Origin of the sequence: Halobaculum roseum, assembly GCF_019880245.1 — an archaeon.
Lineage (GTDB): Archaea > Halobacteriota > Halobacteria > Halobacteriales > Haloferacaceae > Halobaculum > Halobaculum roseum.
Genome location: NZ_CP082286.1, coordinates 2659057 through 2684558 on the forward strand (window position 1 = coordinate 2659057; position 25502 = coordinate 2684558).

At 70.9% G+C, this 25502-nt stretch carries 22 protein-coding genes and 1 pseudogene; 10 read left to right on the forward strand and 13 right to left on the reverse strand.

The genetic code is table 11. From position 1 onward, the window contains the following. Positions 1 to 78: 78 nt before the first annotated feature. A complete protein-coding gene (gene mutS / locus K6T36_RS13555; protein WP_222921744.1) occupies positions 79 to 2802 on the forward strand; it encodes a DNA mismatch repair protein MutS in 2724 nt (907 codons plus the stop codon). Here the strand turns inward: mutS and K6T36_RS13560 are convergent. After that, positions 2756 to 3052 carry a PAS domain-containing protein gene (locus tag K6T36_RS13560; protein ID WP_222921745.1) on the reverse strand — a complete coding sequence of 99 codons (297 nt, stop codon included), beginning with the start codon at positions 3050 to 3052 and terminating at the stop codon, positions 2756 to 2758. The two genes, mutS and K6T36_RS13560, sit on opposite strands and share 47 nt — an antisense overlap. Positions 3053 to 3155: 103 nt before the next feature. Here K6T36_RS13560 and K6T36_RS13565 point away from each other — a divergent pair, with 103 nt between their 5' ends. The 6 genes from K6T36_RS13565 to K6T36_RS13590 all read left to right on the forward strand — a co-directional run bounded on the left by K6T36_RS13565 (position 3156) and on the right by K6T36_RS13590 (position 10758). After that, entirely contained in the window at positions 3156 to 4421 is a 1266-nt protein-coding gene (locus K6T36_RS13565; protein ID WP_222921746.1) for a Single-stranded DNA binding protein, read from the forward strand. After that, a complete protein-coding gene (locus tag K6T36_RS13570; protein ID WP_222921747.1) occupies positions 4418 to 6289 on the forward strand; it encodes a hypothetical protein in 1872 nt (623 codons plus the stop codon). Before K6T36_RS13565 ends, K6T36_RS13570 begins: the two co-directional genes overlap by 4 nt. Continuing rightward, positions 6289 to 7092, forward strand: coding sequence for a metallophosphoesterase (locus tag K6T36_RS13575; RefSeq protein ID WP_222921748.1), 804 nt, complete (start codon positions 6289 to 6291; stop codon positions 7090 to 7092). Before K6T36_RS13570 ends, K6T36_RS13575 begins: the two co-directional genes overlap by 1 nt. 305 nt (positions 7093 to 7397) lie before the next feature. Next, a complete protein-coding gene (locus K6T36_RS13580; protein WP_222607119.1) occupies positions 7398 to 8321 on the forward strand; it encodes a coiled-coil protein in 924 nt (307 codons plus the stop codon). Positions 8322 to 8447: 126 nt separating this feature from the next. Next, positions 8448 to 9473: a signal peptide peptidase SppA gene (gene sppA / locus K6T36_RS13585; RefSeq protein WP_222921749.1), complete on the forward strand. Its 1026-nt coding sequence runs from the start codon at positions 8448 to 8450 to the stop codon at positions 9471 to 9473. 118 nt (positions 9474 to 9591) lie between these two features. After that, entirely contained in the window at positions 9592 to 10758 is a 1167-nt protein-coding gene (locus tag K6T36_RS13590; protein ID WP_222921750.1) for a DUF373 family protein, read from the forward strand. 97 nt (positions 10759 to 10855) lie between these two features. Here the strand turns inward: K6T36_RS13590 and K6T36_RS13595 are convergent, their stop codons facing one another. From K6T36_RS13595 to K6T36_RS13640, 10 genes and pseudogenes are all read right to left on the reverse strand, one after another. Next, on the reverse strand, positions 10856 to 11614 hold the full coding sequence (locus tag K6T36_RS13595) for a hypothetical protein (RefSeq protein WP_225935132.1): 759 nt from the start codon (positions 11612 to 11614) through the stop codon (positions 10856 to 10858). A gap of 123 nt (positions 11615 to 11737) precedes the next feature. After that, entirely contained in the window at positions 11738 to 12523 is a 786-nt protein-coding gene (locus tag K6T36_RS13600; RefSeq protein WP_222923465.1) for an aldo/keto reductase, read from the reverse strand. Between the two features lie 147 nt (positions 12524 to 12670). Next, on the reverse strand, positions 12671 to 13438 hold the full coding sequence (locus K6T36_RS13605; RefSeq protein ID WP_222921751.1) for a proteasome assembly chaperone family protein: 768 nt from the start codon (positions 13436 to 13438) through the stop codon (positions 12671 to 12673). A 409-nt stretch (positions 13439 to 13847) separates the two neighbouring features. Further along, positions 13848 to 14021 (reverse strand): annotated as a pseudogene (locus tag K6T36_RS13610) (RNA-protein complex protein Nop10); the annotation flags it as partial. Positions 14022 to 14036: 15 nt separating this feature from the next. Then, positions 14037 to 14837: a translation initiation factor IF-2 subunit alpha gene (locus K6T36_RS13615; protein WP_222921753.1), complete on the reverse strand. Its 801-nt coding sequence runs from the start codon at positions 14835 to 14837 to the stop codon at positions 14037 to 14039. Between the two features lie 317 nt (positions 14838 to 15154). After that, on the reverse strand, positions 15155 to 15793 hold the full coding sequence (locus K6T36_RS13620; protein ID WP_222921754.1) for a hypothetical protein: 639 nt from the start codon (positions 15791 to 15793) through the stop codon (positions 15155 to 15157). Between the two features lie 178 nt (positions 15794 to 15971). Then, positions 15972 to 16145 (reverse strand): 30S ribosomal protein S27e, encoded by a 174-nt coding sequence (locus K6T36_RS13625; protein WP_222607126.1) that lies wholly within the window; start codon positions 16143 to 16145, stop codon positions 15972 to 15974. 2 nt (positions 16146 to 16147) lie between these two features. Beyond that, positions 16148 to 16429, reverse strand: coding sequence for a 50S ribosomal protein L44e (locus tag K6T36_RS13630; protein ID WP_073306840.1), 282 nt, complete (start codon positions 16427 to 16429; stop codon positions 16148 to 16150). Positions 16430 to 16635: 206 nt separating this feature from the next. Continuing rightward, on the reverse strand, positions 16636 to 18012 hold the full coding sequence (locus K6T36_RS13635; RefSeq protein WP_222921755.1) for a geranylgeranyl reductase family protein: 1377 nt from the start codon (positions 18010 to 18012) through the stop codon (positions 16636 to 16638). Positions 18013 to 18134: 122 nt separating this feature from the next. Continuing rightward, a complete protein-coding gene (locus K6T36_RS13640; protein WP_222921756.1) occupies positions 18135 to 19298 on the reverse strand; it encodes a DUF373 family protein in 1164 nt (387 codons plus the stop codon). A 729-nt stretch (positions 19299 to 20027) separates the two neighbouring features. On the opposite strand from K6T36_RS13640, the gene gpmI reads away from it, so the two are divergent. After that, entirely contained in the window at positions 20028 to 21581 is a 1554-nt protein-coding gene (gene gpmI / locus K6T36_RS13645; protein ID WP_222921757.1) for a 2,3-bisphosphoglycerate-independent phosphoglycerate mutase, read from the forward strand. A 34-nt stretch (positions 21582 to 21615) separates the two neighbouring features. Here the strand turns inward: gpmI and dnaG are convergent, their stop codons facing one another. Further along, complete coding sequence (gene dnaG / locus K6T36_RS13650) at positions 21616 to 23082, reverse strand: DNA primase DnaG (RefSeq protein ID WP_222921758.1); 1467 nt, start codon at positions 23080 to 23082, stop codon at positions 21616 to 21618. A 258-nt stretch (positions 23083 to 23340) separates the two neighbouring features. Here dnaG and K6T36_RS13655 point away from each other — a divergent pair, with 258 nt between their 5' ends. Further along, complete coding sequence (locus tag K6T36_RS13655) at positions 23341 to 24180, forward strand: YqcI/YcgG family protein (protein WP_222921759.1); 840 nt, start codon at positions 23341 to 23343, stop codon at positions 24178 to 24180. Further along, positions 24180 to 24743: a cysteine hydrolase family protein gene (locus K6T36_RS13660; RefSeq protein WP_222921760.1), complete on the forward strand. Its 564-nt coding sequence runs from the start codon at positions 24180 to 24182 to the stop codon at positions 24741 to 24743. The genes K6T36_RS13655 and K6T36_RS13660 overlap by 1 nt, the downstream gene beginning before the upstream one ends. A 22-nt stretch (positions 24744 to 24765) precedes the next feature. On the opposite strand, the gene K6T36_RS13665 is transcribed toward K6T36_RS13660, so the two are convergent. Further along, complete coding sequence (locus tag K6T36_RS13665) at positions 24766 to 25383, reverse strand: winged helix-turn-helix transcriptional regulator (protein ID WP_222921761.1); 618 nt, start codon at positions 25381 to 25383, stop codon at positions 24766 to 24768. Positions 25384 to 25502 lie beyond the last annotated feature (119 nt).

Consider the following 25502-nt stretch of genomic DNA (forward strand, 5'->3'; position numbering starts at 1 on the left):
GGGCCGCGGCGGCGATACCGTCGGCGAAGCCGGACCCGTAGCGTTTTACCCGGACACGGCACCATCATCGACCAGACAATGACGACCGACGCCGGCGGCATCGTGGGCGAGTTCCTCTCGCTGAAGGAGTCCACGGACGCGGACGTGCTCGCGATGCAGTGCGGCGACTTCTACGAATTCTTCGCCGACGACGCCGAGCTCGTCGCCGACGAGCTGGACCTCAAGGTCTCCCAGAAGTCGAGCCACGGCTCCTCGTACCCGATGGCGGGCGTCCCCCTCTCGGAGCTGACGCCGTACCTGAAGGCGCTCGTCGAGCGCGGCTACCGCGTCGCCGTCGCCGAGCAGTACGAGACCGACGACGGCCACGCCCGCGAGATCGAGCGCATCGTCTCCCCGGGAACCGTCGTCGACCCCGACGGCGCCGAGGCGCGGTGGCTCGCGGCCGTCGAACACGACGAGGCGAGCGACGACGAGCCGTGGGGCGTCGCGTTCGCGGAGGTCACCACCGGCCGGTTCCACGCCGCCGCCGTCGCCGACCTCGACGAGGTGCGCACGGAACTCCACCGGTTCGCCCCGGTCGAACTGCTTCCCGGCCCGGGCGTCCGGGACGACGACGCCCGGCTCGCGGATCTCCGGGAGTCCACGGACGCCCGCCTCACGCTCCACGAGGCCGAGGCGTTCGCGCCCGGTCGCGCGCGCCACCGCCTCGGCGACCACTTCGGGACGCAGGCGCTCGACGCCGTCGGGCTCGACGCCGACCCCGCGGTCGCCGCCGCCGGCGCCGTGCTCCACTACGTCGACGACACCGGCGCGGGCGTGCTCGCGTCGATGACCCGGCTCGGCGGCCTGGACGCGGGCGGCAGGGTCGCCCTCGACGCGACGACCCAGCGCAACCTGGAGCTCGTGGAGACGATGCAGGGCGAGCACACCGGCACCCTGCTGGACACCCTCGATCACACCGAGACGGCGGCCGGCACTCGCCTGCTGCGCGAGTGGCTCACCCGACCACGGCGCGACCGCGGCGAGTTGGAGCGGCGCGGCGCCGCCGTCGAGGCGTTCGCCGGCGCGGCGCTGGCGCGCGATCGCCTGCTCGACACCCTCGACGGCACCGCCGACCTCGAACGGCTGGCCGCGCGCGCGACGAGCGGCTCGGCCGGGCCGCGGGATCTGGTCGCCGTCCGGTCGGCGCTGGGGCGGCTCCCCGAACTGGCCGCCGCCATCGACGGCACCGAGCTCGCGGACTCCCCGGTCCCCGACGTGCTCGCGCGCCCCGACCAGGCGGCCGCCCGCGACCTCCACGACGAACTGCGCGAGGCGCTGGCCGAGGAGCCGCCGGGGAGCATCGGCGGCGACGGCGGGGTCATCGCCCGCGGGTACGACGAGGAGCTCGACGAGCTGGTCGACGAGTACGAGGAGGCCCTCGAGTGGCTCGACACGCTCGCGGAGCGCGAGAAGCGCCGACACGGCCTGAGCCACGTGTCGGTCGACCGCAACAAGACGGACGGCTACTACATCCAGGTGGGCAAGTCCGTCGCCGGGCAGGCGCCCGAGCACTACCGCGAGATCAAGACGCTGAAGAACTCCAAGCGGTTCGTCACCGAGGAGCTGGAGGAGCGCGAGCGCACCGTCCTCCGCATGGAGGAGCGCCGCGAGGAACTGGAGCGGCGCATCTTCGAGGAGGTCCGCGAGCGGGTCGCGAGCGAGGCCGAACTCCTCCAGGACGTGGGGCGCGCCCTGGCCGAGTTGGATGTGCTCGCGGCGCTGGGCCACCACGCGGCGACGAACGACTGGACGCGCCCGGAGTTCACCGACGGCGACGAGCTTCACATCGAGGCCGGGCGACACCCGGTCGTCGAGCGGACGACCGACTTCGTGCCCAACGACCTCCGGATGGACCGCGAGCGCGGCTTCCTCATCGTCACCGGGCCGAACATGAGCGGGAAGTCCACGTACATGCGCCAGTGTGCGCTGATATCGCTGCTCGCACAGATCGGCTCGTTCGTCCCCGCCGACGCCGCCACCCTCCCGCTGGTCGACGGCGTCTACACCCGCGTCGGCGCGCTCGACGAGCTCGCGCAGGGTCGCTCGACGTTCATGGTCGAGATGCAGGAGCTGTCGAACATCCTCCACTCGGCGACGGAGGACTCGCTGGTCATCCTCGACGAGGTGGGCCGCGGCACGGCGACCTACGACGGGATCTCCATCGCCTGGGCCGCCACCGAGTACCTGCACAACGAGGTGCGCGCGAAGACGCTGTTCGCGACCCACTACCACGAACTGACCGCGCTGGCCGAACACCTCCCGCGCGTCGCGAACGTCCACGTCGCGGCCGAGGAGCGCGACGGCGACGTGACGTTCCTCCGCCGCGTGCGCGAGGGGCCGACCGACCGCAGCTACGGGGTCCACGTCGCCGACCTCGCGGGGGTGCCCGACCCCGTCGTCGGCCGCGCGGACGAGGTGCTCGACCGCCTGCGCGAGGAGAAGGCGATCGAGGCGAAGGGCGCCGAGGGCGGGGACGGGGGCGAAACGAGACAGGCGGTCTTCGACCTCTCGGCGGGCGAGTTCGCGACGGGCGGCGGGCACGGGCGAGCCGCCGGGGACGCCGGCGACGCGGACCGACCGGGGGCTCGCGCACCCGCCGGCAACGGGGCCGCCGCGGCGACGGCCGACGCGGACGCGGGGCTCGACCCCGAGACCGAGGCGGTGCTGTCGGCGCTGCGAGGGACGGACGTGAACGAGACGCCCCCCGTCGAGCTCATGGCGAAGGTGCAGGAGTGGCAAGACCGGCTCGACGGGGAGTGAGCCCGGGCGCGACCGACCGCGCCCGGATCCCGATTCGACCTATTCGGCGCCGTTCCACCGTCCCCACGATCTCCGACGGCTCGTACCCCACGACCAGCTCGGTCGCGGCGTTCGCGTACCGATAGACGCCGTCGGCGTCGATGAGGACGATCCTGTCGTGGGCGTTGTCCAGGAACGCTTCCAGCCCCGGCATGCCGTACTGGACCGGAGGTGCGAGAGCTCCGTGGTAAACCCACGCCCGCGTCTCCATTCCCCCGCGCTGTCGGGCGCCCGGGTCGCCCGGTCGGCGAGCCGGAGAACGCCGCCGCGCGGAGAGTTTAACAGGAGTCGGGCGGAAGGTCAGGACGGAACACATGGACATCGACGCACACGCCGAGGAGCTCGCCTCCGCTCTCGGCGAAGACACAGAGGAGGTCAAGCGCGACTTGGAGAATCTCCTGGAGTACAGCGTTCCCATCGACGAGGCCAAGCAGTCCGTGCGCCGGAAGTACGGTGGCGGCGGGGGCGGCGACGCGACCCCCTCGTCGGTCGACATCGCCGAGATCACGCCCGACTCGGGCAACGTCACGGTCACCGCGCGCGTGCTGACGGTCGGGCGGCGGTCGATCCGCTATCAGGGCGACGACACCGTCATCCGCGAGGGCGAACTCGCCGACGGGACCGGGACGATCAGCTACACCGCCTGGCAGGACTTCGGCTTCGAGGCGGGCGACACCGTCACCGTGGGCAACGCGAGCGTCCGCGAGTGGGAGGGCGCGCCCGAACTCAACCTCGGGGAGTCCTCGTCGGTCGCGATGGAGTCCGAGACCCTCGAGGTACCCTACGAGATCGGCGGCGAGCGCGACCTCGTCGACCTGGCCGCGGGCGACCGCGGTCGCACGGTCGAGGCGAAGGTGCTCGAACTCGAACAGCGCACCATCGACGGCCGCGACGGCGAGACGACGATCCACTCGGGGGTCATCGGCGACGAGACCGCCCGGCTCCCGTTCACCGACTGGCAGGCCCGCGAGGCGGTCGTCGAGGGCGCCGAGCTCCGGATCGAGGACGTGTACGTCCGGGAGTTCCGCGGCGTCCCCTCGGTGAACCTCACCGAGTTCACCGAGGTGTCGCCCGCGAGCGTCGAGGTCAGCGACGAGGCACCCCGCGTGAGCGTCGGGGAGGCGGTCACCTCCGGCGGGATGTACGACGTGGAGGTGCTCGGCAACGTGCTGGAGGTGCGGGACGGCTCCGGCCTCATCGAGCGGTGTCCCGAGTGCGGCCGGCTCGTCCAGAACGGGCAGTGTCGCAGCCACGGGCAGGTCGACCCCGAGGACGACCTCCGCGTGAAGGCGATCCTCGACGACGGCACCGCGACCGTCACCGCCATCCTCGATCGGGAGTTGACCGAGGAGATCTACGGCGGCACCCTACAGGATGCACTGGAGGCCGCCCGCGACGCGATGAGCCGCGAGGTCGTCGCCGACGACATCGCCGAGACGCTCGTGGGACGGGAGTACCGCGTGCGCGGCCACCTCTCGGTCGACGAGTACGGCGCGAACCTCGACGCGACCGAGTTCGAACCCAGCGAGGACGACCCGGCCGCGCGTGCCGCGGACCTCCTCGCGGAGGTGGACGCGTGAGTTCGAGCGACGGCGGCGACGGCGACGAGGGGGGCGACCCCGGACCGGGCAGCCGAGAGGTCGCCCACCGGCTCTTCGCCGCGGAGTTCGACGACGCGGACCTGGAACACTCCGAGAGCGACGAGGAGCGCGCGCCCAACTACGTCGTCACCCCCACGGGCCTGCGCGTGAACCGCCTGTTCGCGGTCGGGGTGCTCACCGAGGTCGAATCGGTGAACGAGCAGACGCTGCGCGGGCGCGTCGTCGACCCGACGGGCGCGTTCGTCACCTACGCCGGGCAGTACCAGCCCGACGAGGCGGCGTTCCTCGACCGGACGACGCCGCCGGCGTTCGTCGCGCTCACGGGGAAAGCGCGCACGTTCCAGCCGGAGGACTCCGATCTGGTGTACACCTCCGTCCGCCCGGAGAGCCTCGCGACCGTCGACGCCGACACGCGCGACCGCTGGGTCGTCTCCGCCGCGGAGGCGACGCTCCGGCGGGTCGCGGTGTTCGCCGAGGCGCTCTCGATGGACGAGCGCGGCGATCGCCTGCGCGCCCGCCTGGAGGACGCCGGCGTCCCGACGGCGCTGGCGGCGGGGGTCCCGCTGGCGATCGACCACTACGACACGGGGACGCGGTACCTGGAGGCCGTCCGGACGGTGGCGGTCGACGCGCTCGAGGTCGTCGCCGACGAGCGCGAGGAGGTGCGCGCGCTCTCGGCCGACCCGGGCGACCGCGGCGGCGCCGACCTCGGCCCGCTCCCCGAGGTGTCGTACGACTTCGCGGGCGCGACCGCGCCCGCTCCCGAACCCGAGTCCGAGCCCGTCGAGTCGGCCGAGTCCGTCGACGCGGCGGATGCGGACGCGTCGGAGGCGGACACGGGAGCCGCCGACGATCCGGCCGCGGCGGGAACCGACGCGGCGGCGTCGACGGCGTCGACCGTCGACGAGTCCGGCGCCCATGACCCCGACGAGGCCGGCGAACCGGCAGAGGCGGCGGACACGAGCGACGACGATGTCGCCGTCGCGGAGGCCGATCCCGGCGCGGGGGCCGATCCGGAGCCCGTCGAGTCCGCCGACGCCGGCGCCGAACCGGACGAAGGTGACGACGGCGAGCCGGCCGCGGCCGACGCCGCGGACGAGGGCGACGGGGACGCCGCCGCGGCGACTGAACCCGCGGACGCGGCCGGAGACCTCGACACGGAGGCGTCGGTCGCCGAGACCGATCAGGGCGCGAGCGCGGAGCCGGAGCCCGCGGAGTCCGACGGCGTCGACGATCTCGGCGACTTCGAGGACGCCGACGGCGACCTCGGCGAGTTCGACGCGGAGGCGGACGACTCGGCCGTCGACGCCGACGCGGACCCCGAGGACTTCGAGGACGCCCTCAGCGACGAGGAGCGCCGCGAGGTCGAGGAGGAACACGGCGTCGAGTTCTCCACGGGGAGCGAGGTGCCCGACGCCGGCGAGTCCGGCATTGAGACGCCCGAGCCGGACGACGACGGAACGGACCCCGCGGAGGCTTCCGAGCCGGCCGCCGATTCGACGGACGGATCCGACGACGCCGGTGCCGCCGAGGACGCGTCCGCCGGTAGCGACGACGTGTCCGCAGCCGCCGACACGTCCTCCGACGAGGACCTCGGCGAGTTCGACGAGTCCGACGAGGAGGCAGCCGCGACGGACGACGCCGCCGGGGACGTGGACCTGGAGGACGCCGTCGTCGACCTGATGGCGGAGTTGGACGGCGGCGACGGCGCCGACCGCGAGGCCGTCGTCGCGGCCGCGGTCGAGCGCCACGGCGCCGATCCCGGGGACGCCGAGGACGCCATCCAGGAGGCGCTGATGAGCGGCAAGTGCTACGAGCCGGCCGACGGGGCGCTCAAGCCGATCTGATGGGCGGGAGCGCGGACCGGGACCCGCCGTCGGACCGGCGGTCGTCGCCGCTCGTCGAGCCGGTGCCGGACGCGCCCGCCGCCGTCGCGGACCTGGGCGGGGAAACCGGGCTGCTGATCGCCGACTATCACGCCGGCATCGAGGCCGGCCTCCGCTACGAGCGCGGCGTCGAACTCGACAGCGCCGGCGACGAGCGTCGCGAGCGCGTGCTCGACCTGCTCGCGCGCACCGGCGCCGACCGGCTCGTCGTCCTCGGCGACCTGAGCCACCGGGTCGGCGGCGCCGGCGACGCCGAGCGCGAGGAACTGGAGGGATTGCTGTCGGCGGTCGGCGTCCCCGTGACGCTCGCGCCCGGCAACCACGACACTGGGATCGCCGAGTCGTTCGGCGACCGGATCGAGGCGACGCCGCCCGGCGGCGCCCGCCTCGGCGACGTGGGCGTGCTCCACGGCCACACGTGGCCGTCGCCGGAGGTGCTCGGCGCGACGGTCGTCTGTATGGGCCACGAACACGTCGCCGTCAGGCTGGAGGACGACGTCGGCGGCGCGCGCGCGGAGAAGGCCTGGCTACGCGGGCCGCTCTCGCGTGCGGCCTTCGACGGTAGTGTTGATCTCGCGGGCGCCGGCGTGGAGTGGCGGGATCCGGAGCTGATCGTGTTTCCGGCGTTCAACGACCGCTCGGGCGGGACGTGGGTGAACGTCGAGGGACAGGGATTTCTCGCGCCGTTCCTCCCGGACGCGCTCGTCGACGGCGAGGCGTACCTCCTCGACGGTACCCGACTGGGTGCGTATCGTCGGATCTGACTGAGGACGCCCCGTCGCGTTCGGATCGGTTGCGTTATGATCGGCCGCTTCCGGATCGGTCGAACGAGCCCCGGCGTGTGAGCGGATCACACGTTCCCGGCGGTATGAGGGCCCCTACCACGCGTTTTCGCCCCGAAACAGCGAAGGAGTTATATACGGAAACCGTATATGTACAGGTACCAGAACGCCTTCGGGCGTGGTGGCATCGATCGCTGAATGACACGGTGTTTTCACCCCCAGACGGACGCAGGCAGTCGCAGAGCGTCCGCTCAGTCCGAAGCAGTATGGTGTCGAGGTAACGAACCATGGTAACGAAAGAGGAAGTTCTCGAAGAGTACGGTCTCGATCAGTTGGATGAATCACGAAACGTCTCCCTTTCCGAGGAGGAACTGGAGAACGATTCGAAGGGCCAGCTGATCAAGAAGGCCGGTCAACTCCGCGACCGACGTAACGAGCTCAACCAGATGGCGTCCGAGCGCGCATCCAAGCGCGACGACCTGAACGCGAAGACACGCGAGAAGGTCGACGAGGCGCAGGAGCATCGCGAGATGCGCGACGAGCTCAACGAACAGGTCCAGGAGCACAAGGAGTCGCGCAACGAGCTGAACGCCGAGGCGAACGAGCTGTTCGACGAGGTCGAGGAGATGAAGCAGGACCTCGAGCTCGGCTCGGGCAAGTCCATCGAGGAGCTCAAAGAGGAGATCGAAGACCTTGAGTTCAAACAGCAGACCGAAGTCCTCGGCACCGACGAGGAGCGCGAACTCATCGAGAAGATCGAGAACAAGCGCGAGAAGCTCGCCGAGAAGAAGGGCAAGGTCGACCAAAGCGACGAGCTGGAGGAGCTCATCGAGGAGGCCGAGGAGGTCCGCTCGGAGGCGTCGACGCACCACCAGAAGGTGACCGAGCTGGCCGACGAGGCCCAGGAGCACCACAACCAGATGATCGAGGCCTACCGCGAGGCCGACGAGATCCGCGACGAGGCGGACGCCATGCACGAGCTGTTCGTGGAGGCACAGGAGTCGGCCGACCAGCACCACGAGGACTTCGTCCGCGTCCAGAAGCGCCTGCGCGAGCTGGACAAGGAGGAGGAAGAGGAGAAGAAGGAGGAGCGCGAGGCCAAGATGGAAGAGGAGCGCGAGGAGGCCGAGGAGATCTACCAGAAGTTCAAGGAAGGCGAAACCCTCGACACCGAGGACCTGATGAAGCTCCAGAAGACCGGGCTTCTCTGAGCGCGGGATCCGACGCGCCGACGGTCCGAATCGCGATCTGACGTTCTGCGGTTTTCCCATACCCGAGAGCCGCCGCGCCCGTGCGCCGGCACCCGATCTTATTTCGCTCCCGTTCGAAGCGAGGCCATGGCAGACACCACAGGGAGATCCGTCCTCGGCGTGGCCGTGCTCGTCGCCGCCGCCGTGATCGCGGCGCTGGTCGGCTACGTCCTGTTCGTGGTCGTGCCGGGCGACCTCGCGGAGTTGATCGGCGTCGTGCTCACCGTCGCGGTCGTCGCGGTCGCGCTCAAGGTCGCCGGCGGGACGCTGGCGTCGCGGTTCGCCGACTACACGGTCGCCGAGGTCGCCGTCGAGGGGCCGATCACCCGCGACGGCGACTCGCCATCGTTCCCGCCGGCGCCCGGATCGCCGGGCGCCGACGAGGTCGTCGACCAGATCGAGCGCGCCGACGAGGACCCGAACGCCGAGGCGTTGCTGGTGAAACTGAACACGCCCGGCGGCCAGATCGTCCCCAGCGAGGACATCCGGCTGGCGGCCGAGCGCTTCGACGGCCCGACGGTCGGCTACGCGACCGACACCTGCGCCAGCGGCGGCTACGCGATCGCTGTCGGCTGCGACGAGCTGTGGGCCCGCGAGGGCAGCGTCGTCGGCTCCATCGGGGTCATCGGTTCGCGCCCGAACGTCCACGAGCTGGCCGACCGCCTCGGCGTCAGCTACGAGCAGTTCACCGCCGGCGAATACAAGGACGCCGGCCTCCCGCTGAAGGAGGTCACGCCCGACGAGCGGGCGTACCTCCAGGGCATCGTCGACGACTACTACGACCAGTTCGTCGAGCAGGTCGCCGAGGGCCGCGACATGGACGAGGAGGCGGTCCGCGAGACGGAAGCGCGGGTGTTCCTCGGAACCGAGGCGCACGAGCGCGGCCTCGTCGACGGGCTGGGGGACCGCGAGGCCGTGCTCGACCGGATCGAGGAGTTGACCGGGCACGAGGCCGTCGTCGAGGAGTTCACGCCCGGGCGGGGGCTCATGAGACGACTCCGCGGCGGCGCCGCCGCGACGGCGTACGCCCTCGGCGCCGGCGTCGCCGACGCCGTCGCCGGAGACGGGAGCACGGGCGGGAACGGCGCGGGCGATATGCGCTTCCGACGGTAACTCGCTGCGGCGGTCCGGCGGTCCGGCGGTTCGACGCCCCGGCGCTCCGTCGGTACCCCGTCGGTCGTGAACCCCCGCCATGGTGGCCTTTTTCACCCGGGGGGCCATCCCAACACACGTGACGACGCTGGTCCTGTGCGTGGACCGTTCGAACGACGTGGGCCGGAAGGCCGGCGTCGACACCCCGGTCGTGGGGTGGGAGGCGGTCCGCTCGCTCGTGACGGATCTCGGCCTCGCGGACCCCGAGGACGCCGGCGTCAACTCGCTGCTCGAATCGCTCCGGGTCGCCCGCGACCTCTCCGACGAGGGCGAGGAGGTCGCCGTCGCGGTCGTCTCGGGCGCCGGCGACTCCGCCGTGCGGGCCGACCGCGCGCTCGCGCGCCAGCTCGACGACGTGCTCGCGACGAACGAGTTCGACTCCGCGGTCGTCGTCATCGACTCCGCCGCCGACGAGCGCGCCGTTCCGATGATCGAATCCCGGCTGCCCGTCGACGCGGTCGACCGCGTCGTCGTCCGACAGGCGCGCGACCTGGAGTCGACGTACTACCTCCTCAAGCAGTTCATGGCCGACGAGGAGCTTCGCGAGACGGTGCTGGTACCGATCGGCGTCGGGCTGCTCATCCTCCCGGCGCTGCTCGTGTACTTCTCGCCCGCGATCGCGGTGGCGGCCGTGACGACGCTGCTTGGCGCGACGCTGTTGTACTACGGGATGGGGATGGACGAGGCCGTCGAGTCGGCACCCGAGCACGCCCGGGAGGCGCTGTACTCCGGGCAGGTGTCGGTCGTGACGTACGTCGCCGCGCTCGGGCTGTCGGTCGTCGGGGTCTTCCTCGGCGTCCTCTCGGCGTCGCCCGTCGAGGGCGCGGAGTTCGTCGCCGGGCTCCAGTTCGCGTACGCCGCGGTGCCGTGGCTGGCGCTGGCGGCGCTGACGGCGTCGTTCGGCCGGCTGCTCGACGAGCTCATCCGCGACGAGGGCGTCCGGACGCCGTACCTGAACCTCCCGTTCGGCGTGCTCGCCGTCGGGTTGCTGTTTCGCGGCTTCTCCGGCTACTTCCTCGAACAGGAGGCCGGAAAGGAACCGCTCGTCCTCCTCGGGTACGCGCTGACGCCGACCCAGCGGCTCGCGGTGTTCATCGTCGGCGGCATCGCGCTCGCGCTCGTCGGCGTCCGCGTCGCCGCCAGCGTCTCCGACGAGACGCTCGACGAGGTCATCGACGAGACCGGATCCGGATCGACCGGCGACGCCAACATCGGCGGAAACCGCGGCGACGGCGGTCGTGGATGATCGCAACCGGACGCGAGTGATCGGATCGAGGTGAGCCTTCTCGTGGTCGGTCGCCGCCAGCCCGGTCCGCGGTCCGGGGTCGACCGCTGCCGACCGTTCAGATCCGCGCGCTGGTTCCGGTCTCCCGCTTCGGCCGGATCACGTCCGCGAGCGCGACGAGCATGCCGAAGAGCCAGCCGACCGGCACGGAGATGCCGACCCACATCAGCACGTAGGCGGTGCCGCGCAGGTCGAACCGCGCGCGGATGAGCTCGTTGAGCCCGCCGACCGCGAGCGGCCCGTCGAGGATCCACACCGCGAGCGACGTGGTGTTCGGGAAGACCACGTCCGCCAGCGCCGGCGAGTACAGCGCCGCGACGACCGGCGGGAGGAGGAACGCGGTCACGGCCGCGGGGTACGCGATCAGGACGCTCGTCCCCCGGCCGCCGACGCGGGAGGCGCCGACGGCGACCGCCGCGGCGACGGTCGCGACCGCGCCGGCGGCGCCGACGGCGATCAGGCCGCCAGTCGAGAACTCCCGAACCCAGGCGGCGACGGTGAGCGCCCCCCACGCGACCAGCGAGAGGAGGACGACGCCGACGACGCCGAGCCGCGTGGCCGCCGAGTCGACCCTGTTGACGTAAACGCGCGCGGCGAACCCGAACAACAACAGGGGGTAGCCGACTGCGACCAGCGGCACGCCGACGGCCGCCCAGAGGTAGTACGCGATCGCCTGCGGGGTCGTCTCGGGCGTCCACTTCCCGACGACCCTCCCGGGGTCGAGTTGCCGGGGGAACGCAAGCTCCATCCACGTGGCGTGGAGCCTCGCGATGTCGATCCGGACGGCACCCAACAGCCCCGTGGAACGTTGCTCCATCGAGCGAGGGATTCTCCGGCCGCCGATTGAAAGTTTCGCTCGTCCGCGGTTCCTCTCACGCTTCCGACGCTTCCGACGGTTCGACCGTGAGGAGCCGGGGACCGGGAGGCCGGGCCCGTCGCCTCAGTTCCAGGGCGCGAACCCGGGGTCGACGCGGCGGTCCTCGCGGTCGATGCCGTCGATGGCCGCCACGTCCTCGTCGTCGAGCGTCACGCCCAGCGACTCCCAGTTGTCGCGGATGTGCGCCTCGCTCGTCGCCTTCGGGATGGCGGTGACGCCCTTCTCGCGCAGCCACGCGAGGCTCACCTGCGCCTCGCTGGCGCCGTGTTTCTCGGCGATCTCGGTCAGCTCCGGCACGTCGAACACCTCCCCCCGCGCGAGCGGCGAGTACGCGACGACCTCGACGTCGTGCTCGGCGCACGCCTCGCGCAGCTCCGCCTGCCGGAGCAGCGGGTGACACTCGAACTGGTTGGCGAACACCGGCGCGTCGCTGATCTCGACGGCATCGGCGACCTGTTCGGGCTCGAAGTTGGAGATCCCGATGCGGTCGATCAGGCCGTCGTCGTACAGCTCGTTGAACGCGTTCAGCGTCGCCTCCGGCTCGTACTCGCGCGCCGGCCAGTGGACGTACATGAGGTCGACGCTGTCGACGCCGAGGCGGTCGAGGCTCTCCTCGGTCGTTCGGCGCACGTCCTCGGGCGCGAGGTTGTCGATCCACACCTTGGTCGCGAGGAACACGTCCTCCCGGTCCACGTCAGCGCGGGCGATGCCGTCGCCGACCTCAGCCTCGTTGCCGTAGATCTGGGCGGTGTCGATGTGACGGTATCCCATCTCCAGGGCGGTCGCGACCGCGTTTCGACACGCCTCGGGATCGGTGTTCTCCCAGGTGCCGAGGCCGAGTCGCGGCATGCCCTTTGCGGACGGGATGTCGTCGGGACCGAACGACTGCTGGTCTGTCATCGATCGATCGGAGGCGACTCGCGCGAAAAGGCGTTGTGGCAGGCGCGCGGGCTGCCGGTATCCGGGCGGGTGCCGACCTCGTCGCCAAGAGCGCGATCAGCCGATGTAGCGCAGTTCGTCCTCGCTGGGCATCCCGCCGCCGCCGCTGCCCTGCATCTCCTGGATCTTGCCGACGACCTCCTCCATCTCCTCGGCACGCTCCTCCAGGTCCGAGAAGTCGACCTCGATGTCGAGCAGGTTCTGCAGCACTTCGAGCACGGCCTGCGCGCTCTTGGGGTCGACGAGGTAGCCCGAGGTCTCGCCCATCAGACACGCCGCGGAGAGCCCGCGCCGGGTGCCCAGCCCGAGCACCAGCCCGGAGACGCCGACGATGCCGCCGGCGGGCTCGTTCTCGCGGAACTCGACGCCCGCGGCCTCAAGCTCCTCGCGGTCGGTGTCGCCGGTGCGGGCGGCGAGCACGTCGTACTCGTCGTCCTCGATGAGCTCGCCCGTGGGCACCCCGCCGAGCGCGAACGCGCGCTCGCAGCCGAACTCCTCGGCGATGTCGAGGAACGCGGTCGTCAGGGTGTAGTGGCCCTCGTTGCTCGCGGCCTGGTGGTCGCCGGTCAGAACAACGAGATCCTGGCCGTCGGCGTCGACGTGGTGGAACTCCGCGTGCGTCAGCTCGGCGACGCCGTCGTCGTCGACGGTCACCTGCGGCGGGAAGTCGGTCGTGTACACGCGCCTGACGAGCTCGCCGTCGAACTCCTCGACGAGGTGCTCGGCGACGAGCTTGCCGACGTGGCCGACGCCGGGCAGCCCCTCGATGAAGACGGGGTCGGTGAGATCGGGATCGCTCACGACCTCGATGTCGATGTCGTCCATGCTCGTTGCTGGCGGGCGGGGGAGGTAAAGACGCGTCGGCTCGATCCGTTCGATCCGATTCCGACGGGTCCGTGAGGGTGCACCGTGTTGCCGCCGCGAGGGCCGCGACCGCGACGACGACCGCGGAAGCCCCCGCCGGCCTCGTCGTCTGCGGCTCGGTGCGCGCTTCGCTCGCGCCTCCGGCGCTCGCTCCAGTGCTTGCTTCGCCTCGACTGACGAGGCCGGCGGCCCCTTCCAGTCCCACCCGTGGTTCTGACGGGCGTCGTCGCACCCGTTCGCGCGGTGTGCACGCCCGCGGCTGGTCGGGGTCGTTGTCGCCGAAAGTCGACCCTCGCTACTCGTCGTCGCCGTCGCGGTCAGCGTCGCCGTCGCGGTCAGCGTCGCCGTCGCGGTCAGCGTCGCCGCCGAGATTCCGACGGCGCGCCCGTCGTCGGTACTCCCCGTGGGGGTCCTCGGGATTGAACGGCGCGGGCGCGGAGTTCACCGCGTCGGCGCCGCACTCGGGACAGGCGTCGCCGAGGGTGTAGACGGGCCGCTCGTGGGCCGCCTCCCAGTCGCCGCACACGCGGATGTCGGACTTCACGCGTCTGGAACGGGGTTACTCGTCCTCGGTCTCGCGCTCGCGGTGGAAGCGGCCGGTGCCGCCCTTGGCCTCGATCGCCTCGCGGGCGCGCTCGGCGGACGCCTCCAGCTCGGTCTCGGCGGTCTTGTAGTCGGGCGCGCGCACCTTGATGCGGTACTCGGGGGAGCCGACGTACGACACGTCGAGTTCGATCTCGTCGGGGACCTCGCCGTTGCCCTCGGCGGCCTCCAGCGCGGCGCGCACGTCGTCGACGCCGTCGTGGCCCGGCGACGAGAGGTCGACGTAGCCCGTGACGTTCACGTACGGGACGGAGACGTTCTCGCGGGCGGTCTCGACGATGGCCTCGATCTGGTCGTCGGTGAGGTCGGTGTCCTCCAGCGCCTCCTCGCCGTGGATCGCGGCGGCCTCGAAGCCGTCGTACATTGATCCGAACTCGGCGTACAGCGCCTCCGCGACGGCGGTGTAGGTGTCGTCGTCGACGTCCTCGCCGAAGGCGATGCCCATCCAGTTATCGGCCTTCCGCTCGTTCTTCCACTCCTGGATCTTGTCCGAGCGCTGGTGGTCGTTGACGTCCTTGATCGACAGGTCGATCTGCTGGCTCGATTTGTCGACGTCGAGCACCTTCGCGACGACGCGGTCGCCGACGTTCACGTGGTCGCGGATGTTCTTGATCCACCCGGAGGCGACCTCCGAGACGTGACACAGTCCGCGCTTGTCCTCGTACTCGTCGAGGTCGACGAACACGCCGAAGTCCGCGATCTCGTCGATCTCGCCCACGACGAGTTCGCCCTGCTCGGGCCAGCCGGTGAATTTCATACGCGAGTGTTCCCGACCGAGCCTAATACCGTTTGTCAATCGAGGGGCCGATACCTCGCGGTCCGGGTTGTCGGCCCGTCGCGTTGTTGGACTGTCGGGCTGTCGAATTGTCGGCCTATCAGAGGCCGACCACCACAGAACTCAGCGCCGAACTGCACGACGGGGACCCTTTCTCGAACAGACGGGCCCTCGATACTCGACCGAGGAACGGCTTCAGCGGCCCTGCTGAATTTCCTCCGCGAATCGGCTATCGGTCGGTCGGCACCGCCGGTCGCGATGAGTGACGGTGACTGTCCCATGTTCTCTCAGACTGGAGGCTACTCGGAACTGTACTCATTAGACCAGTACGCGATGAGTGGGACACCGAGGAGGGTCGGCCAGAGCCACGCCGACACGCCGATCAGTGGCGTCAGATTGACCGCCGAGACCGCACTGACTGTCGCGATGAACGCGGCGATCATCCGCTGAAGGTGGCTTACCATCCACTCGTCCGTCCCGTCGCTGCGAAACGCTCGGATATCGATCGCGCCGAACACGATCCCGATCGCACCGAACACCGTCATCACGATCCCGAACGACCGCCCGTCGAGATACCAACTGAGGCCCCACACGCCCAGCACGAGACAGGCGAGAACGACCGACCCCGTCGCGATCCAGTCGATCGAGTGTGCCCCGTGGCTCGGTCGCTTCCGGGAGAGCGCCCGATACCCCGAGAACGCGAGGTAGCCGCTGAAGACCGCGACGAGCGTGAGAACGATCCGGAGGGTTGTCGGATCGAACGCCAACAGGACGAACACGGTCGCAACGACGACGCCCATCGCCAGCAGGAACACCTTCCCGGCCGTGCGATGTCGCGTCCCCCCCTTGGCCGTCACGAGCGCACCGACGCCGGCGAAGACGGCGACCGCTCCCGCGGCGATGTGCAGCCCAAGCGTCCACACTTCGACTGCCGCCATATCGCCACCTGTGGCGGGTATTTAACTAAAGGTGTGGGGCTTTCAGAGTGATCCCGTTCGTTCGGTATGAGCCCCCGATAGATACGCACGCGACTCGTCTCCACTGTGGGGGGTTCAACCGAGCCGAAGGCATCGCCACTCCGCACCGATGAGAAACCGCGAACCGCAGAACCCGACGTTACCGCGCTTCGACGGTCTCGACGACCTCGCCGGCGAACTCGGCGTCGCCGCCGGTGGGTCGCGCGAGCGTCGTCCCGCAGACGGCGCAGTTGACCTCGCTCGCGGCCTTGCCGAAGACGACCTGCTCGTTCTCACAGTCCGGGCACGTGACGCGGAAGAAGCTCCCCGCCATGATTACTCCTGGAAGGTGAGCCGACCTGCGCGCCATCCCTCGCGCATGTGGGCCTTGCCGCAGTCGCCGCAGCGGTACTTGAGGTGTGTCTTCTTCGTGGGCTTGTCGCCGCCGGGCACCTTCGAGAACTTGCCGGCGTTCCCGATGACGGACGTGCCGCGGGCCTGCTGGCGGTCGGTCCACTTCATGCCGGTCTGGCGGCCGGTTCGGACCTTCTCGACCTCGTGTTCGTGGTGGGCGTTGCAGTGCGGACAGTACGTGTTCATCCGGCGTGGCATCTCCATAGCGGAATCTCCTCTTGGAACACCGTTCAGTGTCGGCGCTTAAAACCCATACGGTACGGAGTTGCCGCGGGCGGGAGGCCGTCACAGTCGCCGCCGGGGTGATTCGGGATGAAACCGCGGGAGAATTGCGAGGCGAGCTGCGAGAGAAACCGCGGGAGAACTGCGAGGGACACCTGCGGCGGGGCGGGAACTCGCGGCGTCGGTCGTCAGTACTTCGGATCCGCGCCGGAAACCGCGTACAGGTCGTCCATGAGCGAGTCGCGCTGCTCCTGCCAACCCTCGAACCCGCCCGGTCGCTCCGGGTAGCGGTCGTAGTGGTCCTTCAGGTCGCCGGCGATGCCGCGGACCTTGTACAGCTCCCGCAGCGTGTCCCAGTGCCCGTACGTGTCGAACACCGTCTTCAGCTTCAGTCGCAGGCTCATCGAGGTCTCGCCCTTGGTCATGGCATTGACGAGCTGCTGGCCCGGCAGGGCGGTGATGATGTCGGTGAGCTCGTCCACCTCGTGGGCGGTCCCCCAGATGTTGTACACGTCCATCGCGGCGAAGCGCTTCCCGAAGTCGGTCATCACGTCGTGGTTGTACCGCCAGAGGCGCTCCTCGGTCGCGTCGCCCTCGACGACGGCGTCGATCGCGCGCTTGACCGCCCAGTGGGCCGACTTCGCGGCGCCGGGGATGCCGCCGCCGGTGGTGGGGTTGACGTGGCCGGCGGCGTCGCCGACGGCGACGAAGCCGTCCGCGACCGCCGAGTCGTACGGGCGCCGGGTGGGGAGCGCGGCGCCGAGCTTGTCCTTCACGGTCGCGCCCTCGAACTCGGGGCGGCGGCTCATGTCGCGTTTGAGCACCTCCACGAGCTTCATCGGGGGCTCGGTCATCTGGAAGCCGAGGCCTGCGTTGATCTCGGTGCCCGTGCGCGGGAAGTACCAGAGGTAGCCGAGCTCCTCGGTGGGCTTGAACACGATGGCGTCCTCGTAGTCGACCGGTTCGGGCACCTCGACGACCTCGCGGTAGGCCGAACAGAACTGCGAGTACGAGACGTTCGTGTCGAAGCTCGCGTCGCCGAACTCGCCCTTGTCCTGGAGGATAGACAGCGCGCCGGCGGCGTCGACGGTGAGCTCCGCCTCGTAGGTGACGGGATCGCCGTTCCGCTTGGCGCGCACGCCCGTCACTTTCCCGTCATTCGATTGCACCACGTCCTGAACGACGGTGTCGTAGTGGATGTCGGCGCCGGCGCGCTGGGTCTCCTCGAGGATCACCTCGCCGTAGCGCTTGCGGTCGACCACCGCCCCGGCCTGGCCGAACGGCACGTCGAGCTCCTCGCCGGTCTTGGGGTTCTCGAACACCGCGCGGCGGATGTTCTGGTTGGTGAACGACTCCTCCCGGAGGTAGTCGAGGTCGATAACGTCGGGGAACGTCGACTTCCCCTTGATCGCGTCGCCGCAGGCGATGTGGCCCGCCTCCTCCTCCGGCTTTCGCTCCAGGACGACGACGTCGAGCCCCTCGCTGGCGGCCGTCGAGGCGGCGAAGGCTCCCGCCGTGCCCGCGCCGACGACGACGATATCGTACGAGTCCGATGCCGCAGACATAGCCTCCCCTTCCGAATCGGCCCCCAAAAAAGGCGCGTATCCGCCCGCGGCCCGAACCAGTTCGGGCCGGCTCGGACCGCCGCGGGTTCGGATCGGCCCGTCCCGGGTTCGGCTCCTCGACCTCAGATCGCGCCCGTCTCCCCCTCGCGGTCGCCGTCGCCGTCGGCGTCGGCCTCCTGCGGGAACCACGACTCCGCCACCGCGAACGTCAGCGTCGAGAGGACGCCGATCAGCGTCCCGGCGGTGAGCGCCAGCGCCAGCCGCGCGAGCGACAGCGGCGCCGTCCCGGCGGCCGGCACGTCGGGGAGGAAGTACCCCGACAGCCCGTACAACACGATCGCGATCGCGGCGACGTAGAACGGGGCGTTGAGGTACCGCCAGCGGAACCGCTCGGCGAGGTACTCGTCGGTCACCTGCCCGAGCGAGGACGTGACGCCCGCGGCCGCGGCCCACTGCACGGACGCGTGGACGAACACCGCCAGCCGCTGGGCGATCGGGATCTCGCCCGTCTCGGCGGCCTCGGCGACCGCCAGCGCGTCGAGCCCCTGGACCCCGCCGATGACCAGCAGCGCCAGGGCGACGAGGTAGGTGACGATCGTGACGCGCCCGGCGTACAGGCCCGTGCGCGCGCGCTCCGCGAGCCCGTCGACGGTCTCCTCCAGCCCGAGGCCGCGCCACAGCGAGTACAGCCCCAGGAGCGTGGATATCGAGCCGAACACGACGGCCCCGGGCAGCTCCAGCATCCCCGCGATCACCGAGAAGGGGTACACGAGCAGGAGAACGCCCAGCGGGATGAGGATCGTCCCGCGGGTCTCCGGGTCCGAGAGCACCTGCTTCATGGTGTAGTAGATCGACTCCAAGTCCTGCGCCTGCCGGACGACCACCCGGCGGACGCCGTCCAGCGGGACCCGCGACCGGATCACCGGGAGCACCGACTCGTCCTGTGCGCCGTCGGTGATGACGATCGCGCGGACCTCCTCGCCGGTCGACAGCGCCGCGAGGACGGTGTCGATCTCCTCGCCGACCGCCCGGTTGGCCTTCACGTCGCCCTCGTTGACGCCGGTGACGGCCGCGACCGCGACCTCCTCGTCGACGGTCGGGTCGGCGCGGAGGTCCTCGTAGGCGTTGATCGCCTGAAAGAGGACGTTCACGTCGGAGTCCTCCGGGTCGGCCGTCGCGAGTTGCACCGCCGCGTCCTCTACCTCGTCCCGGCCGATGACCGGCGTGCGGACGCCGGTCTTGCGGCCGAGGTCGTCGTCGAGGTCGACGGGGAGGACGAGGATCATTGCCGTGCGGCGGATTGACTCTCCGGGTATATCTGCCTTCGGGCGATCGTCGCGATCGGTCGGCTGTTCGAGTGACCGAGTCGCGGTGGTGGGTCGGGTCGAAGTCGTGAGTCGGGTCGAAGTCGTGAGCCGGTTTGAGACGACCTCGAAAGCCCCCGCGGCTATGCGGTCGGGGGCCTCGCTGCGCGCCTCGTCGCTCGCTATCGCTCGCTCCTGTGGTGCTTGCTTCGGCCGCCTTCCCGCATAGCCGCGGCCCCTTTCAGTCCCACCCGACCGCAACCCCACCGCTCCTCGTCCTCCCCAGCCGACTCGCCTCGCTGGCTCACGGGTCGCTCCGCTCCCCGTTCGCTCTCGCGGTCTCGCTGCGCTCGACCGCGCATCGCTCGGCTCATCCCTCGCACGCTTCCGGCGGGCACAGAGGCCCGCCGGCGCGCGCCACCGCCAGGTGCGGTTCGTGCACACCGTTCGACGGGCCACGACGCTCGGTCCGTCCGAATCCGGGGCGGGAATGAAAGGGGCCGTGGCTCTCGGGGAAGCTCGCCGAAGCAAGCACCGCAGGCGAGCGAGGGACGAGCGAGCCGAGGAGCACAGCGAGGCGCGCGAGCCGAGAGCCACGGGGGCTTTCGAAGTCGTCTGCTCGGATACCACTGAGACAGCAACAATCCAGAGAACGGATCCCAGGAACCGACGCAGTCAACACGCCTCCGGCAGAACCAACGCTCAACGATCATGAGAGCGGCGCTCGTCATCCTCGACGGCTGGGGCCTCGGCGACCACGACCGACGCGACGCGGTGAAGGCCGCCGACACCCCGAACTTCGACCGCCTCCGCGAGGCGGGCGCGTTCGGGACGCTCACCGCCCACGGCCGCGACGTGGGGCTCCCGAACGACCAGATGGGCAACTCCGAGGTCGGCCACATGAACATCGGCGCGGGCCGAACAGTCTACCAGGAGTACACCCGGATCAACGACGCGATCGAGGCCGGCGAGTTCGTCGAGGCAACCGCCATCGAACGCGCCTTCGAGCACGCCGACGCGAACGACGGCCGCGTTCACTTCCTCGGGCTCGTCAGCGACGGCGGCGTCCACAGCGATCAGGCGCACCTCCACGCGCTGATCGACGCCGCCGCCGACAGGGGCGTCGAGGCGGTCACCCACGCGTTCACCGACGGTCGCGACACCGCCCCGAAGTCCGGCCGCGACTTCCTCGCGGATCTGGAGGCGCACGCCGCCGACCGCGGCACCGGCGACGCCGCCACCGTCTCGGGACGCTACTACGCGATGGACCGCGACCGCAACTGGGAGCGCACGAAGCGCGCCTACGACGCGATCGTGAACCGCGAGGCCGACCACAGCGCCGCCTCCGCGGTCGACGCCGTCGAGGCGAGCTACGAGCGCGGCGACACCGACGAGTTCGTCGAGCCCACGACGGTCGACGGCGGGCCGGGGGTCGAGGACGGCGACGGCGTCGTGTTCTTCAACTTCCGGTCGGACCGCGCGCGCCAACTCACGCGGATGCTCGCGGACATCGACCCGGAGCTGTGGGAGGCCGAGGGGATCGAGACGAGCCCGCCGGACGTGGAGCTCGTGACGATGACCGAGTACGACGAGGAGTTCGGGCTGCCGGTCGCGTTCCCGCCGACCCAGCCGGCGGACACCCTCGGGGAGGTGCTGTCGGCGGCCGGCCTCACGCAACTGCGGATGGCCGAGTCCGAGAAGTACGCTCACGTCACCTACTTCCTCAACGGCGGCCGCGAGGTGGAGTTCGACGGCGAGGTGCGGCGGATCATCGAGAGCCCGGACGTGCCCACCTACGACGTGACGCCGGCGATGAGCGCCGGGGAACTCACCGACGCCGCGATCGACCTGATCGGGGCCGAGGACCCCGACGTGCTCGTGCTCAACTACGCGAACCCGGACATGGTCGGCCACACCGGCGACTTCGACGCCGCCGTCGCCGCCGTGGAGGCGGTCGACCGCGAACTGGGCCGGCTCGCGGGGGCGGTCCGCGACGCCGGCGGTCACCTGCTCGTCACCGCCGACCACGGCAACGCCGACGACATGGGGACGCCGGAGGATCCGCACACGGCACACACGTTCGCGCTCGTGCCGTTCATCTCGATCACGCCCGGCGGCGACGACGGCGGGATGGTCGTCCGCGACGGCGGGTCGCTGATCGACATCGCGCCGACGATGCTCGCGCTCGTCGGCGTCGAGAAACCGGCTGCGATGACGGGCGAGTCGCTGCTGGTCGAGGCAGTCGAGGCCGGCAACGGGAAGTAAGCCGACTCGGCGTCGCCGACGTGATCGCGGTCGACTACGCCGACAGCATCCGGTCGGCGGTGACGACGCGGACGCTCGCGGGTCGTTTCACGTACTCGCCCTCCGATTCGGCGACGATCTGGTCGATCCCGCGCTGGGCGGCGACGTCGAGCACCCGCTGGGAGAGTTCCCCGTCGAGCACCAGCGCGACCGGCGACCCGTCGGCGTCGGAGACGGCGTCGAACACGTCGGCCGCGGGCACGTCCTCGACGACGCCGCAGTCGGCGTCCAGCAGCCGCGCGCGGTTCGTCCCCTCGCCGACGACCGCCGCGACGTGGTCCCGCAGGGACCGGGGACGATCCGCCTCGTCGGCGGCTCCGTCGGAGTCTTCGGCTCCTGCGTCCGCGGCTCCTGCGTCCGCGGCCCCGGCGTCCGCTGGCTCGCCCTCGCTCGCTCCGATGTCGTTCGATTCGGCGTCGTTCGCGCCGTCGTCGGTGTCGCTCACTTCGTCGCCGTCGAGTTCATCGCCGCGTTCGTCGCCGCCGGGTTCGTCGCCGTCGGCGGGCTCATCGGGAACGCTCGGCGCCTCGGGCGTCGGGACGCCCTCCGGAGACTCGCCCGCGGCGGACGGGGGGGCGTCCGGAGCGGGCGCCGCGCTGCCGTCGGTGGCGGCGACGCCGAGGCCCGAGGCGTCCTCGCGGTCGTCCGCGGACGCGTCGAGATCGAGGGAGTCGAACGGCACCTTCTCGCGGAGCGCCGCCATCAGCTCGTGGCGGGAGAGGTCCTCGACCGAGTGCCCCTCGGGGGCGAACGCGACGTAGTCCACGTCGCCCACCTGCGCGAGCTCCCTGAGGATGAGCTCGCCGCCGCGGTCGCCGTCGAGGAACGCGGTGACGGTGCGCTCGGCCGTGAGGTCGGCGACGGCGTCGGGGACGTTCGTCCCCTCGACGGCGACGCCGTTCTTGATGCCGTACTTCAACAGCGTGAGCACGTCCGCGCGGCCCTCGACGACGACGATCGCGTCGGAGTCGTGGACCCGCGGGCCGGCGGGGAGCCCCCGGTACTCGTCGATGCGCTCGACGCGATTGGCCTCCCGGACCTCCGAGAGGATCTCGGTGGAGTCCATCACCGACTCGTCGAACGAGGAGGCGAGCAGCTCCTTGGCGCGCTCGACGACCTCGCGGCGCTTGGCCGTGCGCATGTCCTCGATGTCCGAGACCTCGACGCGCGCCTCGCAGGGGCCGACGCGCGTGATCGCCTCGAGGCTGGCCGCGAGGATGGAGGTCTCGACCTTGTCGAGGCCGGAGGCGATGGTGATCTCCCCGAAGCTCTGGCCGTTCTCGCTGTCTATCTGTACGTCGATGCGTCCGATCTTCGACGACTGTTGGAGATCGCGGAGGTCCAGCTCGTCGCCGAGCAGGCCCTCCGTCTGTCCGAACACGGCGCCGACCACGTCGCTCCGCTCGACGACGCCGTCGGCCGTGATTCTGGCGTGAATGAGGTATTTGGCTGAATCGTCCATGTGATGTCCCCTCCATGGGGGGTGATGGTGATGTGAGGGCGGCGGGAACCGCCGACGAGTATATAAGTGCCGCGGGGTGGAAATACCTGTCGTCACGCCCGCCCTCCTGCCCGAACGGGGAGTCGCGGTCGCCCCACGCGAGGCGTTCTGGACGAGCGATCACCGACGGACCCCCGGACGAAAGAGCCATACGCGGAGGATTCGTCCCTCCGGCATCGACAGAACCGGCCGATCCGACCGCCGGCCGGCGCCGAACCCATGAACGAACCACACCTCCAGTCGCTGTGCGATCAGGAGACGATGATCGAACGAGCGCGGGCCGACGACGCCCCCGAGTGGTTGGCCCGACACGTCGAGACGTTCACCGGCGCGCTCACGGGCGAGCGAAACGGGACCCCGTTCCCGTGTCACTTCGGGACCAACGCCGTCGAGCGCGGCGACCTCCTGTACACCGCGGTGCCGTCGCTCACCGACCCGGACGCGCTGTTCGGGTTCCGGGACGCGCTCGTGGAGTACCTCGACACCTACCGGGACCACGCCGAGCTCGCCCCGCTGGTGACGTTCTTCGCACCGCCGGACGGTGTCGGGGACCGCGAGGGGGTCGAAGCCGTCCCGGAGGCCGACTGGCACGAGGCGCTGTGGCACGTGCTCCAGTTCCTCCACGTCAACGACCCCGAGCCGTGGCCCGAGGACGTGCCCACCGACCCCGACGACCCACACTGGGAGTTCTGCTTCGGCGGCACGCCAATGTTCCCCACGTCGCGGGCGCCCTTCTACGACGACCGCCGGAGCCGCTACTGCCCGGTCGGGCTGGAGATCACGTTCCAGCCGCGGGACGTGTTCGACGGGCTCACCCACGACACCGAGGCCGGCGCTCGCGCCCGCGAGGTCATTCAGGGCCGCCTCGGCGACTACGACGGCGTCTGCCCCCACGCCGATCTGGGCGACTACGGCGTGGAGGGCGACCGCGAGTGGCGCCAGTACCTCTTCTCGGCCGACGAGTCGCAGTTCCCCGACGAGTGCCCGCTCACGGTGACGCGGGAGGTGACGGCGCTGGACGCCGACCCCGGCGACGCCGGCGGCGTCGGGGCCGACTGATGGGGGCCGACCTCCCCGCGCTCCTCCTGATCGATCTCCAGACCGGGTTCGACGACCCGGGGTACGGCGAGCGCAACAACCCCGACGCGGAGGCGAACGCCGAACGACTGCTCGACGCATGGCGCGAGCGCGACGGGCCGGTGTTCCACGTCCGCCACGACTCCAGCGAGCCGGACTCGCCGCTCCGGGGCGACGCGCCGGGGTTCTCGTTCAAGGAATCGTTTCGCCCCCGCGAGGGCGAGCCCGAACTCGTCAAGCGCGTCAACGCGGCGTTCGTCGGCACCGACCTCGAAGCTCGGCTCCGCGAGGGCGGCCACGAGCGACTGGTCGTCGCGGGGCTCACGACCGACCACTGCGTGTCGACGACGACGCGGATGGCGGAGAACCTCGGGTTCGAGCCCACGGTCGTCGCCGACGCGACGGCGACGCACGCGCGGACCGGCCCGGACGGCGAGCGGTTCGACCCCGAGGCGGTTCACCGGACGGCGCTGGCGCACCTGCGCGGCGAGTTCGCGTCGCTGTCGACGACCGACGAACTGCTCGCGTCGCTGGCGGCGGAGTGAGCGTCGTCAGCGACCGGGCCGCTCAGCCGTCGTAGCTGATGTAGCTCGCGGCGTCGTCGGCGAAGGCGACCGCGTCGGCGCCGAAGGAGTCCGCATAGCGGACGACGAGCGCGATGACCGCCTCCGGCCGGGCGACCCGGTACCCCTCCTCGGTGTCGAGCAGGCCGGCCTCGGCGAGTTCGCCCGCGTACGTCGAGACGGTCGGCCGCGACACGTCGAGCGCGCGCGCCAGGTCTGCGCCGGAGGCGTCGGGCTCGCGGAGCAGCCCGAGGACCATCCCTCGCGGCGTCTCGCGCCGGAGGTAGCCGAGCGCGCGGCGCTCGAACGCGGAGAACCGCCCCGCCGGGAAGTACCGACGGTAGTCGCCGTCCTTTTGCGATATCACCTCGCCCGCCGACTCCAGTCGCTTGAGGTGGTGTTGGGTCTCGCCGGTCGCCAGCGAGAGGTCGTCACGGAGCTTCGAGAAGTGCGCGCCGGGCGTCGTCGCGAGGTAGCCGCGGATGGCGTCGCGGGCGGCGGAGTCGTCGTCGCCGTCGGCGGCAGCGCGCGCCCGGCCGCCGGCCGCCAGGGGCGTCGCGGCCCCCAGCGCGGCGAAGCGCCGAAGGGTGGCGCGCTTGTCCGCGTCGACCTCGCGTGTCACACCGCACCGTAGCGAGGTCCCGGGCAAAAGGGTGTCGTTGTGGCAGGCGGTGACAAGCCGACGAGCGACCGGTAGCGAGCCTGCAACAACCGGATCAGCGATCGACGGCAGCCGAGCCG